This is a genomic window from Alloprevotella sp. (assembly GCF_057240785.1).
This window is the reverse complement of record NZ_DBHHRH010000032.1, coordinates 116,248-133,790: the sequence shown is the minus strand read 5'-3', so window position 1 is coordinate 133,790 and position 17,543 is coordinate 116,248. Positions and strand designations below refer to the sequence as shown.

General features: G+C 38.1%; 9 protein-coding genes and 2 tRNA genes. 2 read left to right on the top strand and 9 right to left on the bottom strand.

The annotated features are described in order from the left end of the window. Positions 1 to 8: 8 nt before the first annotated feature. From ACO4R2_RS07665 to ACO4R2_RS07650, 4 genes are read right to left on the bottom strand one after another with little or no spacing between them, the layout of a single operon-like run. Positions 9 to 1,208, bottom strand: coding sequence for an ABC transporter permease (locus ACO4R2_RS07665; protein WP_484769780.1), 1,200 nt, complete (start codon positions 1,206 to 1,208; stop codon positions 9 to 11). Between the two features lie 3 nt (positions 1,209 to 1,211). After that, on the bottom strand, positions 1,212 to 1,856 hold the full coding sequence (locus ACO4R2_RS07660) for an ATP-binding cassette domain-containing protein (RefSeq protein WP_484769779.1): 645 nt from the start codon (positions 1,854 to 1,856) through the stop codon (positions 1,212 to 1,214). Between the two features lie 11 nt (positions 1,857 to 1,867). Continuing rightward, positions 1,868 to 3,244, bottom strand: a complete 1,377-nt coding sequence (locus tag ACO4R2_RS07655) for a DUF4836 family protein (protein ID WP_484769778.1) — start codon at positions 3,242 to 3,244, stop codon at positions 1,868 to 1,870. Further along, positions 3,241 to 3,972 carry a 16S rRNA (uracil(1498)-N(3))-methyltransferase gene (locus ACO4R2_RS07650; protein WP_311490458.1) on the bottom strand — a complete coding sequence of 244 codons (732 nt, stop codon included), beginning with the start codon at positions 3,970 to 3,972 and terminating at the stop codon, positions 3,241 to 3,243. Before ACO4R2_RS07650 ends, ACO4R2_RS07655 begins: the two co-directional genes overlap by 4 nt. Before the next feature lie 157 nt (positions 3,973 to 4,129). Here ACO4R2_RS07650 and ACO4R2_RS07645 point away from each other — a divergent pair, with 157 nt between their 5' ends. Both ACO4R2_RS07645 and ACO4R2_RS07640 read left to right on the top strand, forming a co-directional pair. Beyond that, entirely contained in the window at positions 4,130 to 4,684 is a 555-nt protein-coding gene (locus tag ACO4R2_RS07645; protein ID WP_484769777.1) for a TlpA family protein disulfide reductase, read from the top strand. Continuing rightward, on the top strand, positions 4,677 to 5,969 hold the full coding sequence (locus ACO4R2_RS07640; RefSeq protein WP_484769776.1) for an MFS transporter: 1,293 nt from the start codon (positions 4,677 to 4,679) through the stop codon (positions 5,967 to 5,969). The genes ACO4R2_RS07645 and ACO4R2_RS07640 overlap by 8 nt, the downstream gene beginning before the upstream one ends. A 106-nt stretch (positions 5,970 to 6,075) precedes the next feature. On the opposite strand, the gene ACO4R2_RS07635 is transcribed toward ACO4R2_RS07640, so the two are convergent. The 5 genes from ACO4R2_RS07635 to sov form a co-directional block, all read right to left on the bottom strand. Then, positions 6,076 to 6,148, bottom strand: a tRNA-Lys gene (locus ACO4R2_RS07635). A 135-nt stretch (positions 6,149 to 6,283) separates the two neighbouring features. Then, positions 6,284 to 6,356 (bottom strand) — tRNA-Lys (locus ACO4R2_RS07630). Positions 6,357 to 6,528: 172 nt separating this feature from the next. Further along, positions 6,529 to 7,452 (bottom strand): N-acetylmuramoyl-L-alanine amidase-like domain-containing protein, encoded by a 924-nt coding sequence (locus tag ACO4R2_RS07625; protein WP_347719100.1) that lies wholly within the window; start codon positions 7,450 to 7,452, stop codon positions 6,529 to 6,531. Positions 7,453 to 7,700: 248 nt separating this feature from the next. After that, complete coding sequence (gene htpG / locus ACO4R2_RS07620; RefSeq protein WP_484769775.1) at positions 7,701 to 9,755, bottom strand: molecular chaperone HtpG; 2,055 nt, start codon at positions 9,753 to 9,755, stop codon at positions 7,701 to 7,703. Positions 9,756 to 10,096: 341 nt separating this feature from the next. Continuing rightward, the gene (sov, locus tag ACO4R2_RS07615) at positions 10,097 to 17,530 is read right to left on the bottom strand and encodes a T9SS outer membrane translocon Sov/SprA (RefSeq protein ID WP_484769774.1); all 7,434 of its coding nucleotides are present in this window, start codon (positions 17,528 to 17,530) and stop codon (positions 10,097 to 10,099) included. Positions 17,531 to 17,543 lie beyond the last annotated feature (13 nt).

Here is a 17,543-nt window from a genome sequence, read left to right as displayed (position 1 = left end):
ATAGTTGTTTAATCTTTACGATACCAAATTTTTAGAATCTTTCTTCTAATGGCTAATGAGTTGATAATACTTACTAAACAGAAAATGGAGAGCCCTGTGAGAACGGCTGGGAGTAATGTTTGAGAATGTACTTGAGGGAAGATGAGTTCTATCATTCCCATATAATAATTACGGCATACAAGGAGTAAAATGAAAGCAAAGATGAGGACTGCTGCATTCATGCCCAATGTGAGCATCTGATAAGGCTTGCTAACTTGTTGCGGACTATAGCCGATGAGTAATAAGTTTTCTACTTTTGTATTGTTCTTCTGAACAAGTAAATAAATACTAAGCATCAGAATATAGAAACTCAAGATACTCACGAGCAGTCCAACGAGCATGACAAGACTAATAATGACTTTTAAAAAATAAGTAGCTTTGCCTGCATCTAACTTATTATCTTCTACATCGTAACCTTTTTTTTGCATGTATTTAGCAATACCTTCGTCCGTTGGAGTGTGAACTTCCACGATAACGCGAGAAGGATCTTCCGTCTTTCCTGGTTCAAATTTTTCATTGCTCCAGTCTATGAACGCTTTAGGAACAAGGATGGTGTTGATTCTGTTAGAGAAACCAAGAATCTTGCCTTTGAATTGTGCGTGTTGCCCATTAGCGTTGATATATATCTGCATATTGATAAGTCCGACAAGTCCATCGCTCACTTTGGGTAAACCACGGCTCTGCGCAAAGCCAAAGTTGTATAATGCAATGTAAGTACGTGGCATGATAATTGGTACCTCTGTATCTCCAGGTTTATAAATCCATGCTTCTTTAGGAGTATCTACGAAATTATCGGGGACAGCCTCAAAGAACATATCAGTTAGGAATGGAGCAGTGCCATTCATGCTCATAGCTGCGCTTACTTTATATTGTGAGGTAGTAAAAGGAGCTGCACGTTTAGCAAAGGGTTGTTTTTCAATATCCCTTATTTCGTTTTCGCTGAAAGAATTTCCACGTCCGCTAAGTGTCCCAACTGTTGTGATATGTTTAGATAGGACAAGATAATTTGCATTAATAAAACTATCATCTTGATTGAATAGAGGAATTACATCTTTATAGAATTGAATACCAAGCATCACAATCCACATTCCAAAAAGATTCGCAAAAAAGAAGCCAGCCAACTGGCTAAGACTAATATGCTGGCGAAGAAGTTTCCATACTAAATCCATAGCTTACAATTTAAATGTCTTATCGTAATTTAGTTGCATGTGTTTACCTATACTGGTAATAATGGCTCCTGCCCCTTGTTCGCGTACTTCCTTCATTATAATCTCTCCCATAATAGTTGAGTTATGATCATCAAGATGGCTGATAGGCTCGTCTGCAAGGATAAAATCAAAGGGCTGGACAAGAGCTCTGATTAAAGCTACTCGCTGTTGCTGTCCAAAACTCATACGTCCAATTTTTTCATTTATTTTATCGGGAATATCAAGTATTTCAAACCATTCTTTGATCTGTTTTTCGCTTTTAAAGTTTGTTAGCCTATTTTTTATCTGTACATTTTCCATGGCTGTTAATTCGGAGAATAACCGTAATTCTTGGAATAAATGACTGATATGTTTTTTGCGAAGGTCTACCCAATTAGATACGCTAAACTGCCGAGTGTCTTTGCCGTCAAAGGTAAGCTGTCCCGAAAAGTCATGCCGATAACCTAGGATATAAGAGCAAAGTGTCGATTTTCCTGTGCCCGACATCGCTTCTACAAGATAAAGCTGTCCTTTTTCAAAAGATAATTCATGTTTCCAAACTTCACTTTTGAGGTCTGTACGTTGAGAAAAAACATGAGGAAGGACATTGTTTAGTTTTATAGTCTTCATTTGTGAGAATATTATATTATCTCTAATGTTACTCTCCGTTTTTCCAATGCTTTGTAGGTTAATGTTGTATGACCCTTAAAGAGCGTCGCAAAAAAGTCTTTTGTAGCTCCAGTTACGCAGGGCTGCTGCAATAGCTCCTTCAGATTGACACGAAAATACTGCCGACAGCCTATGGCTTCATTTGCTATGTCTTTTCCTTTATCTGAATCAATTGAGTGATTGGATTTGAAGAATAATAGATTTTTATTTTGTCCAAAGAAAAGTTCTTTTTCCTTTGACTTTAAACAATAGGTGTTTCCTGTTTTTGTGAGCGTTACACCATTTTGTTGCTTAGCCTTTTCAATCCAAGAGGCGGCATTAGTCATCAAGTTCTTATTGCTGGTTTCCGCTTGTAAAGAGAAGGTCGGTGTCATGTCTTTGCTAAGATGCGTAATGAGTAAGGATGTATTGCCATTGATGTTTTGCAACAGAGAATTTGCTTCGATCGTTCGATTTAGTCCCTGTAATACTTGGTTGAATGTAGCATCTTGTCGCAAAAGCTCAAATAGGTGATTTCCTTTTGTCCAAGAGGCGAGGAAGAAAAGGCTGTTTTCTGAAATATAGCTAGGATGCACTTGAGAAATAGGCGAGTTTTGGCGCTCAAAAGCTTCATAAGCTGCTAGTGTTTCTTTTTCATCACAAGTTATCTCTCCAATCATTTGTGTAGTCTTGCCTAAGTGTACGCCAGCAAAAAGGTTGAAGGCTGTGGGATCTATATCCGAAGGTACATCAAGTCGGAATAGAAGGTTGAAAGGAGTGGGGAATGCATCAAGAGTAGAGAAGATTTTGATGTCTCCTTCCTGCTGATTCATTGTAGTGTACTTATCTGTATGAATAAAACTATCGCTGCTTCGAAAATCAAAGAGTTTCGAAATAGTCTGTGTGAGCATATCTTGCTCTTGGATAGTTCCGGGACCAAGTATTATTAAGGTCTGACTATTCCACGCCATTTGCCAGCCCGCGTTGAGCCAAGTCCAGTTTAAGTCATTATTTTTTCTTGGCGCCATGCACTTGTGTTCCTTAAATAAGCGCTGAATGTTTGCTGCAATCTCCTGCTCATTTTTCACTTGCGCAACAAAGCCAATGTATTCATTAGGTGTGATAAAAGCATACAAAGGCTTAGTGAGGTTTATCCCACTTGCTTGGATTCCCCAATACTCTGCAAGAGAAGATACGATCTCTTGCGCTTTTTGAGTTTCTATTTGTACAACGGCTTTGGCCTCATCTGGAATACAATCTTCATAGGATTTTGGAGCAAAGAAGCAGTAGTAGATTCCGACAACAACGATAGCTAACGCAACAAAAGGTAAGATAATGTGCGTGAAGAGTTCTTTAGATGGCTTTTTCATAATCTTTTTGCTAAATACATAAGGTGTACGGCAACAAGGGCGGCAGTTTCTGTTCGTAACCGACTTTCTCCCAGCGAAATAGATTGGAAACCTGCATTGATCGCCTTTCTTACTTCATCAATACTGAAGTCGCCTTCTGGGCCGACAAGGACTTGTGTGTCTTCCTCGCTATTAACAATTTCGCCCAGGAAAGGTTTTTCTGTAGATTTGCTTATATCTGATTCAAGATAACAGTGAGCAATAAAACGTTGTCCTTTGAACGGTTTTTTGATAAACTTATCAAAATTCATCATTTCTTCAATCACAGGCTTTGTTGCTTTATGGCTCTGTTTCATTGCAGCAATAACAATCTTTTCAATGCGTTCGGATTTGATAATATGTCGCTCCGAATTGTCGCAATTTAGAAACGAAATTTTGTCTACGCCTATTTCTGTTGCCTTTTCTACCAGCCATTCTATGCGGTCAATACTCTTGGTTGGAGCAACAACTAAATGTATGCTTCCTTTCCAAAGTTTTTTTTCAGGATGAGCATTACTGATTTTGATTTTACAATGTTTTTGAGAAGCAAGCGAAAGCTCTGCATCGTAGAAAGTTCCTTTCCCGTCAGTGATGAGTAGCTCTTCTCCTTCTTTTAGTCGAAGTACTCGAATGGCATGTACAGCTTCCTCTGCAGGGAGTTCTTGTGTCTGTTCGATATCTGGAGCATAAAATAAGTGTACTTCTTTCATTGAAATGTTATCATTATTGCAAACACAAAAGTACGGTAAAGCCTAGAGATTGCAAAGGAAATTCAAGGTTTTTGTTTTGTCCGTTAGAGACTTTCCATTACATTTGCTACGAAATAGCGTAGCCAGATTGTATGAAAGTCTATATGTTTGAAACTATATGTATCGATTATTAGCAGTACTCTTTATAGCAATTATGTCCTTTTCAGGCATTTCTCCTGCTTTTGGTGATTCTATAGATCATGATACCGGTGAAGTTCTGAAAGAGGGAGATATGCTTCCTTCATTTTCTTTATCGATACAGAAAGATGATGTGACAAGTTCTTTCGGAGATAAAGAGAAAACCTTTGTTATCGTATTTTTCAATACTAATTGTTCCGACTGTAAGAACGAATTACCTGTGATACAAAAGTTTTATGCCCACCATTCTCATGACCTTCAGCTCGTGTGTGTCAGTCGTGATTTTAAAGGGGAATATCAGTCTGAGGAAGAGATAATTCACTACTGGAAACTCCATCATTTTACTATGCCGTTTGTGGTACAAACTGATAGGAACCTTTATAATCAGTTTGCTCGATTTGGTATTCCTCGTATATATATAGCAGATTCAAAGCGAATCATACGAAAAACCTTTGTAACTAGGGTTTCGTATAGACAATTATGTAAAGCATTGAAATCTATCAATAGAAAAAATAATTACCACCATCATGAATAATAATCTTGCTTTGAAATCACGCTTTGTCGTGATGAATTTCTTGGAATTTGCCGTTTGGGGATCCTATTTGACCTCCATGGGCAGTTATTTAGTTAATGTAGGTCTTGCGCGTGATATCGCGTGGTTCTATGCAGTGCAAGGAGTTGTCTCTATATTTATGCCAGGTCTCATGGGAATCATTGCAGACCGTTGGATTCCAGCTCAGCGCCTCCTTGGTTTATGTCATTTGATAGCTGCTATTTTTATGGGAGCAACAGGTTTCTATGGTTTAGGATCAGCGGGGAATGTGCAAATGCCGATATTGTTTGGCCTTTATTCAATCAGCGTTGCTTTTTATATGCCAACATTGGCATTATCCAATAGTGTGGCTTTTACAGGTTTGACAAATGCTGGGATGGATACTATTCGCGATTTTCCGCCCATTCGTGTTTTTGGAACAATCGGTTTTATCTGTACGATGGTCAGCGTGGATTTATTGGGTTTTCAAAATACGAGTAATCAATTCTTAGTTAGTGCCGGATTGGGTTTAGTTCTAGCTCTCTACGCCCAGTCTCTTCCAGCTTGTCCTACTAGTAAGGGCGAAGAGAAAAAGTCGATTGTAGAGGCTTTAGGTTTGAATGCTTTCTATCTCTTCAAACAGAAGCGAATGGCTATATTTTTCATTTTCTCAATGCTTTTAGGTGTTTCTTTACAAATAACTAATGGTTTTGCGAATCCTTATATTCAGACTTATGGTCAATTGCCTGAATTTACAGATACATTTGGAGCACAGCACGCGAATATTCTTATTTCTATTTCTCAAATCAGTGAGACGTGTTGTATTTTGCTGATACCTTTTTTTATGAAGCGTTTTGGAATCAAAACCGTTATGCTAATAGCAATGGCTGCTTGGGTTTTCCGTTTTGGACTTTTTGGAATAGGAGATCCAGGGAGTGGCGTTTGGATGTTTATACTTTCTATGATTGTTTATGGTGTGGCCTTCGACTTCTTTAATATTAGTGGAGCTTTGTTTGTTGATAGAAACACTAGTTCTAGTATTCGGAGTTCTGCACAGGGGTTGTTTATGATTATGACCAACGGATTAGGTGCTACAATTGGCACTCTCGGTGCTCAGCAGATTATCAATCATTTTGTCTACGATCTTCCTAGTACAGCGAGTGGCCTTGAGAAGATTGCAGGCTGGAAGATGAGCTGGCTCATTTTTGCGGGGTATAGTCTGTGTGTGCTTCTCTTGTTTTGGCTTGCTTTTTCAGAGCATAAGCAAATGAAAGTTACGAAGAATTAAAGAGGAGGAATATCTTATATAGCGAAGCCACTTTGCAAAGCAAGGTGGCTTTTTACTTTTGTAACGGTATAAAAATAAGGAGAACAAATAAATTTGCTCTCCTTTGTACACCGCCAGGGATTCGAACCCTGGACCCACTGATTAAGAGTCAGTTGCTCTACCAACTGAGCTAGCGGTGCTTTTGCAATCGCTCTGTTTCTGAATTGCGAGTGCAAAGATATGGCTTTCTTCCGAAATGACAAAGATTTATATGAAAAAATAGAATTCTAGACATAGTAAAAAATAAGGAGAACAAATAAATTTGCTCTCCTTTGTACACCGCCAGGGATTCGAACCCTGGACCCACTGATTAAGAGTCAGTTGCTCTACCAACTGAGCTAGCGGTGCTTTTTCGCAAGCTCTCTGTTTTCTAAATTGCGAGTGCAAAGGTATAAGTTTTAGAGGAAACTACCAAGCATTTCCTTCTCTTTTTTTAAAGATTTTTTGCCGTCCTTTTTCAAGTTATTGATATTCAGTGAGTAAATATCTTTATTTTTTATGTAAATCAGACTTGTTATTCTTACTTTAAGCGCAGGACACGAATGCCAATGCTAGACGGGTGTTCTTTTAGATATTGATAGAGTGTCTTAGGTTCTTCTACAACTTTATGGTGGATGCTAGAGGCATTGAGTAGATGGAGCCTACCATCTTTCCCCCAAACTGCAAAACCTAGATGAGAATAATCTATTCCTTTTTTTGTTGTAACGATAGCAATGATATCACCATCGTGGACAACGTGTAGTTCTTTTTTTGATAGATAAGTGTTTTTTTGAGGTAGGTATGTTCCATCAGATCCGTTTCCTGATTTTTCCATGGTGCGAATGCTGTCTACCCATTCTGGATGTGCTTTGAGGAACTTATATTTTGAAGGGTTTTGACTCATATAGTAGTTCTGTATATTAATATTTACTGTGAAATACTTAGAGTCAGTAATATCTTTAATGAGATCTTTATTCATATTGTCGTGCATCCACCATGAAAAGTAATGATTTCTAGAGAGATAACCATTCATTTTCCCATTTTTATATCGGATAAGTTCAAGATTTTTGCAATAATCTTCAAAAGTTTTTCCACCTTCCCTCTGAGTGATGGCCAGAGCTAGTACGGTTTCCACAAGAGTTGTGCAGTCAAGTTGAGTTAGGTTGACAACTAACTGTTCAGGATCTGCAATTTCTAGTGTAGAAGCTACGTACGGAATGTTGATGAATTTTCTTGCAAACCAAAGAATGTCATTTCCTTTTGCAGGACTAGAGAGATACTCTACAATCTTTGTGGAATCCTGTGACGAGAAGACGACCTTTGTTAGATTGTATGTGTTAATCGAGCAAGTGGTTTTCTTTGCATTTTTCTCTGTCTCTTTCTTTTCAGAGTTAGTGTTGTTTTGGGGTGTACCATTGCAGTTGATGGCTAAGAATGAGAGAAGCGTTAAAAGTATAAGTTTCATATCTGTGTTGAATCTAAATTTTCTAATTGCAAAGGTACATTATTGTTATCACAAGGGCTTCTTTTAGAATATTCTTATTCTATCTTTCTGTATCTTTATCCTATTTATTTTTTTCCTTATTGTATATAGAAATAGGAGTATTCTATTTGATATTATATGTAGCTGGCCCTTGTAAACAATATGGGGAAAAGAAAAAAACAGGGAAGTTTTTAGTAGACTTCCCTGCTTTTTTGGATAAGTTGACTTAATTATTTTATCAGCTCAAGACTTCTTTTCAAGAATTTGCTCAAGGCTTCGCCTTTTAGTAGACCGTTCTGTAGGAGAGCTAGGTCAATGAGTTGAGAAATAACTGGATTCTTTTCTGCGTATGTCTTTAGAACGTTGACTTTCTTGCCATGTTGAACAGAAATCTCTTCGTTGCAAGTTTTCTTGTCGTTCTTCTGCTCTTCAGTTAGCTCCTCAGGTTTTACCTCCTTAGTTTGTTGTTCGAGAATCGCTTTACGAGCTTCTAAGCCTTTTAATTCATTTGAAATAGGTTCTAGTTCTGCTTTTGTCTGCTCAGCCATATTATTGAGAATATTTTTGATGAGCTTGTGATCCGTATTGAGCACTAAGTTGAGCATATTAGGCATATTTTCCGCGAAGCTCATACCTGGTTGGAATCGTGCAGATTCTTTCATTCGTCGCATGTATTCGCTTTGCGTGATAACAACAGGTGAAGCATCTTCGCCCATAGCCTCTGTTGCAATTTGAATCTCTGTTTTTTCAATTTTGGGGAGTAAAGCAGAGAATACCTCACAGATGTTCTCATTTTCATCCGCTGAGAGTTTTGTAGTTTCGGCATCGTCTTTTTGAATGAGCTTGTTGATGGTGTCTCCATCTACACGTAAAAAGCTACTCTTTTCAAATTTTTGTTCGAGCATCTGTACTAGCGGAGTATCTAACTGTCCGTCCATCAAGAGAATGCTATATCCTTTATTGTGCGCTGCTTCAATGTAGCTGTATTGTTCTTCTAGGTTGGTAGCGTACAGATAAATGAGTTGACCGTTTTTATCGGTCTGATTCTCTGTTATGAGTTGCTTATATTCCTCATAGGTGAAATATTTTCCTTCTGTATCTTTTAGTAACGCAAAATCCTTAGCTCGATCATAGAAATCGGTTTCTGCTAGCATTCCATAATGAATGAAAAGTTTGAGATCGTCCCATTTCTCTTCAAAATCTTTACGGTCGTGTTTGAATATCTGGTTTAACCGATCGGAAACCTTCTTCGTGATATAAGAAGAAATTTTCTTTACATTGGCATCACTCTGCAAGTAGCTACGACTAACGTTGAGAGGAATATCTGGTGAATCGATAACGCCATGTAGTAGTGTCAAGAAGTCAGGCACGATATTTTCAACCTGATCTGTAACATACACTTGGTTACAATAGAGCTGAATCTGATTGCGTCGAACATCAAGATTGCTCTTTATCTTTGGAAAATAGAGTACACCGGTGAGATGGAAAGGGAAGTCTACATTTAAGTGAATCCAAAACAAGGGATCATCATTAGTAGGGTAGAGGTCATGGTAGAATTTCTTATAGTCCTCCTCTTTTAATGAAGCGGGCTGTTTCATCCATAGAGGATCTACAACATTCACTATATTGTCCTCCTCTGTATCAACTTGTTTGCCGTCCTTCCATTCTGTTTTTTTTCCACAAGCTATAGGTATGGGCAAGAAACGACAATATTTGCCTAATAATCGTAGTATTTCTCCCTTCTCTAGAAATTGTTTACAGTCATCATCAATATGTAGAATGATGTCAGTACCTCTTTCTTCTTTTTCAGCCTCTGATATTTCATAGCTTGGTGTTCCATCGCAAATCCATCGCACTGCTTGCGCGTCTTCTTTATAGCTTCGTGTAACGATTTCTACCTGCTTACTTACCATAAAAGTAGAATAGAAGCCCAATCCGAAATGGCCGATGATGGCATTTGCGTCATCTTTATATTTATCTAAGAACTCTGTGGCACCAGAGAAAGCAATTTGATTGATATATTTGTCAATCTCTTCAGCATCCATACCGACACCTTTATCTGAAATTGTCAAAGTTCCTGCTTCTTTGTTTAAATTAATGCGTACAGTTAAGTCACCTAATTCTCCTTTGAAATCACCTTTTGCAGAAAGTGTTTTCAATTTTTGTGTGGCATCTACTGCATTTGCAACAACTTCACGAAGGAAGATTTCGTGATCTGAGTAAAGAAACTTTTTGATGACTGGGAATATGTTCTCAGTAGTAATTCCAATATTTCCTTTTTGCATAATAGTTATAATTTGTTTGTTTTCTTTTGTTGCAAACATTATGCCAAACGATGGATGTCTTAGTTATGAGACCATATCTCCTGTTCTTATTCTCCTTTCGAGCTATGTTTGTTATGTGTTATGAAATAGTGTCTGTACGATTTAAATTTAATCATAGTTGAATGTATAAATATCTTTGCCTTAATCGTTTTGTGATGCATATTTTTGCACGTGGAAAAATATTCTATTAAATAGAAAGAAACATTCAGTTCTGTCTATTTTACAGAACAAAAGAAGTCTCACAATAGAAGGACAATGTGACTCTTTCCTAGTTTTGAGTATTGTTGCTATTTATCCAATTATCAATGATTAAGTAAGAACTTAAAACTTAGACCGAAATCTTGAGTTGTTGTTGGGTAGGAACTTGACGTGAGTAATGGATTATTAGTTTGTCGATTATAGTAGGCCGTTAGTGTGAGGAACTTAGAAAGAGTATAGTCAACCGTGAAACTTATTTGCAACGATTTGTTCCCGCTGGTTGCTTGTGTTAATCCCGTGAGAATATCACGATTAAGTGCGGCTTGGTTGCGAAATGAGAAATCAAAACGGATGTTAAGATCATTGCTAAATCCTCCGATATTCGCTGTAGTTTGCTGAGTATTTTCTTTGTTTCCTGCAGTTCCACGGCGATGCTTACTTTTTATAGTTCGCTTCGACTGGAAGAGATTAAGATTATTAACCTTGTACCCGACACCTAAAACAATGTCGTTTGATCGTGACTCATTGATTTGTTGATTGGTCATAGAGAGCGCCACTACGCGAGTTTTACGCAGTTCTAGACGTGCCGAAAGGTTATTTAAGAAAGTCATATCAACACCGATGAGTGGAGAGAAGCTTTCATTGAGACTAACAACAGCAATATCGTATTGAGAACTTGGCGTTGGCAGTCCTGTTGTAACATCGTTAACGAAACCGAGTAGACCCATGTATTGCATCCATGATGTATAGGAATTATAAGCTCCCACACTAAAGATACTCTTATAAGAATGGTTTAGATTGAAGCTTCTAAAAACTTTCTTCATTGCATTGAGACGTGATAGACCACCATAGCTGATGCTCCAATTAGGAAGAATCTTACGCAGAGTAGGAAATAATTGTAATCTATCTGAAGAAGCTGTATAGGCCTTGAGGAATGCAGGAATCATTACGTCTGCGGAGTAGGAATTTACTGTACCATTTGCAGAGTTGAAGGTTTGTCCGCTCAGTGAACTACCACTAGGGTATGTAGAACCTATATATTGTGATTCTACCTGTTCTCTAAATGCTGGTAATGAGGCTAGGAACTTGCGGAATGTTTTACTGTTATAGCCATTACGAGCATTTCCATAACTTTCAAAGGCAGAATTAATCGATATTGTGGTTTGAGTGAATGAGCCTGTTTGAATTATTGGCATTCCACTATACATGTATTGTATGCTGCGAGTTCGGTTTGTATTGCGAGTCGCAGTAAGATCTATTTTGAAATCACGAAAAGGCTCAAGTGTCGCACGGAATTGCCAATCTTCAGTGAGACTAGTAGTGGCAGGCGTAATAATAGAGTCAGACATAAGTAACCAATTTCGATCGGCTACTCGACGAATATAGTCATCATCTATTAAACCAAAAGCAAAATCAAGACCTGGACGCAATCCTTTATTAGATGCTTGACCGAAGAAGTCACCAATGTTTGGTAAGAATCCTGGTAAACTCATATTATATTTATTGCTATAGTTGGCGCTAACGTTTCTGACCATCATTAAACCTCGCGCTACATATTGGCCTACGTCGTAAAAAGCTTTATCTTGTGCTTTTTTCTTTGGTGTGACTGTTAACTTGATCTTCGCACTATCGCGTGTGAGGATTAAGATACGATCAGCATCAAGTATTTTATACTGGAGTTTTATACGCCTACCGTCCTCTGATAGTGCAGTTAGCGTGAATTTCTTTGTTTTCTGGTTATGCTGGACGGTTACCGTAGTATCTGTTTTCAGTTGGATTTCGCGTTCAAAACTTTTAGGTTTATTTTCATTATTCTTTTTAGATTGCTGGTTAGGGCGGGAGTTTCCTAATGCAGAGAATTTGCGATTAGCATTCTTTAGGAATGGGATATGATTATAAAGAGTTTCCATGTTGAGTCGTGCATTTGCACTAATGTCGCGACCCATATTGATGGTGTTACCTAACGAAGTTCCATCTTCTAATTCTGTACCACGAACCCAAGCATAGCTTGACTTGTAGGACGCGTCAAGAGTAAGCCAATCAAAAAGAGGTATGAGATTGATTGGTAACCGCCAAGAGACATCAAAACTTTGAGCATAGTTGAGTGGAGTACCGAATCCTCTAAGACTTTGCCATACAGAATCCTTCCAAGCACGGTATCGATCGGGGTACAGGTCCTTATTTACAGCTGTATAAGGTTGTACGATTTCTGCATTAGTGCCTGAATTAAAATTTAGATGTAGGTTCTTTGTGAGATCCCAGCGAAGTTGGAAAGAACGATTCCACAGAAAATCTGAATTCCAGGTAAGTGGAAGAGATTGATTGTCGAGATTCTCTAAGTCGCGTTCTTGCAATTCATAATATGCTCGTGTAATATCCGAATTGAATCCTATGTTCTGTGGAAGATAGTTAAGCCCAAACCGTTTAAAGATTTGCCACCATTGACTGCGACTTTTGATGAACTTTTTGAAGGGTTCAAAAGTTCGATAATTGGGTGAATAGTTGTAATTGATATTCCATTTCCAATTTTGATCTTTTTCCCAAGCGGTAGTTTCTCCTGTTGTTTCTCTACTGGAATGTGCATAGGAAAAAGAGAAGTTTGCAGGATCGTACGGCATGGGATGATGGGGTGTTGTTATATTAAACCGGACTCCAGTTAGTGAGAAGTTTCTATTTTTTACTACCTTGTCTGCAATAGCTTCTAGTTCTTCTTTCTTTGTTTTAGTTGTTAAACCTCGCAGAGCTTCGTCCATAGGCATATCTGAATCCAAAGGATTGTAATGAGGCACAGTCTTTTCCTTTGAATACGAATAATACAAGGGAGCATTTAATTTTGCTTTCTCGGGAAGAAGTTTCCCGAGTTGGACATTGGTTGTCACATTGTATTCGTAGAGATTATTGTCACGACGTTGTGAAACACTTTCCTCTATACCGCCAAAGCCTTCTGTTTCTACGTGGCTACTGAGATCAACAGTTGCAAGGTCTGACAGTTTAATGTTAAGTGCAGCTTGTGCAGCCCATCCTCCCTTATTGTTAAAGTTTTGCAGACGTAATTCATTTGCCCAAACTTCTACATCTTGAACATCACGAGAATTATTGCGCACACCAATCATGACTGTGCGAATATCTCCTAATGTTGGGTTACCCATAATACTGATTTTATTGGCGGGCTTATTCGTATCATATTCAGAATAGAGCTGCCCATAAGATGCTAAACCCAAAGATTTCTGTTTGTTTCGATTACGTTTAACCATAGTAAGCGTTGTGAGGTCTATATCCAGCATGTTTTCTACGGGCCATACTTGAAGTGCACCGGCATTGGAGTTTGGATATAGTTTTGGTTGCGTAACGGTCAATGGTATTTCATATTCGTAGAAGTTAGATTTATAATCAGAACCTAAACGAATGAATATACTAATTTGCCCGTTGGAAACAGGGGGAGAACCAGCAAGAGAATTTGCATGGCTAAACATTTGAATATGCTTGTATTTGCGCAAATCCAAATTTGTATTCTTATATACAGCCTTGGCTGCTCCTGAAGAGAGCGAGCGAACCGTAAGTGCTAGACTTTGTTCATTATTTTGAAGCAGTTGATCATTTCCAGGATCTACAACACGACTTATACCAGGAGGGATAACATAGTTGACAGGTTGCTTCTCATTATTTTCTTCAAAGTTTACACTGCTTGGTTCGAGAGTGCCACTTCCGGTAGCCATCCCATTTGTGTAAAGAGGTTGCTCGTAGGCTCTCCAGTCGCCACGTATTAAGTTGAATGTGCCTAATCGAAGGACTACAGGTTTTTCGAATCCTGTAAGGAACATTCGGATAAATCGAATACTAGAAAAGTCACTGATACCTCCAACATTACGTTCGTAGCTCTCTACTGGGATTCGGAAAAGATACCACGTTATTTCAGGACTACTTCCATCTCTCAATTTTGAATTTGTTACACGAGAATCCACGATAAAGTTTTTACCTACAACCATATCATTGGGTGAGATGCTAACATGGTACTGGTAATACTTTTCGTATTCATTCATGGTATAGTCTGCATTGATATCCTCTGCATCTGGAGTTGTCTTATAAGCGGTCGAATATGATTCAGGTGAATTGTTGGCATCAGCAGAGTTACCATTAGGATTATTAATGTATTTGTATCTTTCCAGAATTGTTTTACGTTCTTTATCGTAGTCGGAACCGCGAAAATAATGATATTTGTCAGCAGAAGGTGCTGCTGCAATACTTTCATAGACGCTTGCAGATACACGTGTTTTAATTGCATCTAAAAAATGACGATATGCAGGAAATGTAGCTTCTTCTGCAGACGTAAGTCCATTGTATCCTACATCTTGTCTTTCGCGGGCACCACTTGCTGTATTGAATGCGTAGGTTACGCTCGTTTGTGAAGGAATACGTCCCCAGGCAGTTTCGGTATAAAGTGAGCTATTGCCATCTATAGGCATACCACTCTCATAGAATTTTTTGCCATCTTTCAGAATATCTTCTGAAATCTCTCCCAAATTGAAATAAAGGTCCCCACTAAATGTCGTCCCTGATTGGCGGGCTTTGATAAAGGGGTCTTGTAGCCAAAATTCAATGTACTCAATATTAGATGTTTCAAAATCTGTCTGATCCAACGAGCGCATCAGTCCCCCCCAACGTTGTTTAGGATTGAGTAAGTGTCCATTAATATCCAGATTTGGATCTAAATTATAAGGCCCACGTTCAGAAGGATAATAGGCTATATTAAAAATATTCAAATAGTTACTTTCACGTGTGTCGACAGCTTTATTGGGGAAAAGATCAGATTTAGGGACCTCACGTACATCTGGATCAGAGAGCTGTGCAAGGTCTCCTTTGATATAGCTAGGAGTTAGTGAACTGTTTCGTCGAGTGAAAAGAGGATCTATGTAGTACCATGCAATTAACGCACGATTATAACCATAGCGAATATCGTTGTTTAGCTGAGATTCGCTAAACATAGAAGGTGTGCTGGAAATGACCCAATCTTTGGGATTAGAAATATCTATATTGCTACTGGTATTTTCAAAGTCATCAATATAGGATGCGTTACCTTGTGTTCCTTTGTTTTTACCCGCTATAAGCTGTGCAAATTCTGCAGAAAAATTGATAGAACTTGGCTCGGTCAGATGTATGAGAGGAAGTTTGTCAAAGAGATTTGTCAGCCATTGGCTCTGATTCTTATACGCCACATTTAATCCCCATATGGTGTTATTGAGAGCTTCTGAGCCCATTGAGACCTTTGTAGTTAGCGGCTTTTCACTGAGGTGCATTACAGTTCCTCCTAACATGAAATTCCTTGAGAAATCATACTGCCAATTTAATCCCCATAACGTTTTACGTTGCAAACCATATTCTGTATCGCTTTCCAACGAAACATTGATAGGAGTTCCTGCGTCTAATAAAGATTTGTTTAAAATCTTTACTGTACCAGAATAATAATCTACGGTATAGTCAGAACCTTCAACAAGTCGAGCTCCGCCAGCTGTGACGATGACAGAACCTCTTGGAACATTGATAGCCCCAAGAGAAATTTCATCTTCGCGTGATGCTTTATATTGGCCTGTAATTAAGAATTTATCTTTTTCTGCGATCTGTTTTGCTATTGTCTTTGTCGAATCGTAAAGTTCTTGAAAGACAAATTTTTTAGCAATTGCAGTATTACCTATTACTTTTTCTAGATTGGAGCCAAAGGGTTCTACAGAAGTGAAAAACACTCGTCCATTTTCAGAATCTATTGTATATCCCTCAACAAAATCGAAATAAGCATTAGGATTCCGTTTATTGTTATTATCTAAACGATCTAAACCAATAAGCTGAATAATTTTTTTATCTTTTAGTCCGCTGATGGGAAGATAATTGAGATATACGCCCGTGGTATCAGAAAGGTATTTGATATCGAGTCTAAATTTATCTTTCTGTACATTACTAGCTCCTAAAGAATACACATTCTTCATCATTAAGTCCCAGTTTCCTTGCTCAGGAGTATTGGCTGTGTTTTTTAAAGACTTTACAAAGAGACAGCTAGAAGAGTTCTTCATGTCGGTTGAAAATTCACCCACTTGATAACTAGTGCCTCTGAAAGTGTATTCAAAGGCAATTGCGAGAACCTGGTCTGTTTGTAGAGTACTTTTTAATGAAATGTAGCCGAGCGTCTTATTTAGAATGTATTCTGAGGGACTAAGGAGGCGAGCTGATTCTAATTTTTCATAATCAGTCCCTCCTCTTAACCCATATCCATCTAGTATGGTTGTTGCTGTAGCAATATCTCGTGCTCCAGATAGACTACTAGTTAGTGTAGAATAGAGTGTATTAGAATTATTAGAAGGATTTACGATGCTTCCTCTGCTCCATAGAGAGTTCTTGGTATGTATGTTTTCACCTAAGTCTGTAAAAGCAATAATATTTCGTGTATTTGTCGTTTGTCCTGTTTTGTTGGTTACCCAAATTTCTACTCGATTGATAGTGACACCACTTAAAATATTAGGCAGTTGTGCCATATTTTTGTCATAGTTGTCTCGGAAGAAATGCGCTAAAAAGAAGTGACGGCGTTCGTCGTAATCGTCCGCACTAAATTCAAAGTTGCTAAGTTGTACACCTCCATTTGACTTTACGCTTTGTGTAGAACTCTTCTTTTGTGCAAGTATTGTTTGAAGCTTTAACTTTCCAAATTGTAAATCTGTGCGTACACCAAAAAGAGAAGTAGCACCACGTACTAGAGAATTATTTGTGGGCATTGAAACGTTTCCTGCTTCAATAAGCTTGACTATTTCGTCTTCTTTCCCTTCATATTGGAGCTTTAGTTTTTGAGCATCGAAGTTAAATGTGGCATCAGAGTTATAATTGAACTCCATACCCATTTTATCTCCTATATTCCCATTGACGCTAAGGTTTATCTTTTCATCAAAGTCGAAGCCGAAGACCTTTCTATTTCTTTCAGAAAGAGAAGGGTTATCAACGGCACGAGTGTTTGCGCCTAGTTTTAATTCAGCTGTTCCTTGCGTTTTTATTCTAACTCCTCCAGGGCCAAATATTTTGCTAGCGGGCCCTAAGTCAAATTTCATATCAGTGAAGTCAAATTTCTCCTTTCCTTTACTTTGTGCGTCTTCTGCATTCTTCTTACGGAAAAAATCTCGAAAGGATTGATGGATGAAAGATGAATTGACATCTTCCTCTGTCATCATAAGTGGAGTAGATATCCAATTCTCTCCCAGTTTTGTTCCAAACTGATAAGTTCCAGTATTTTCATCGTAGAAAATACCTGTAGTTAAGTTTTCTGGATCTTTTAGATCTGTGGAAGAGGAGGTTTTAGATTTTAAATTCTGTTGAACTGTTTGTTTTACAGGAAAATGGATAGTGTCTGCAGGTATATCATACAAGCTGTGCTCTACTTCGTTGTTTGCTTTTTGTACAATCGTTTTAGCATCAAAGTAAAGAGGTATAGCATTTCTTGCTGCAAAAGAAGTTGTTACTATAGCAAGTAAAGTAATGATTATTTTAGCGGTCTGATGTTTCAAAGTAAAACGTCCT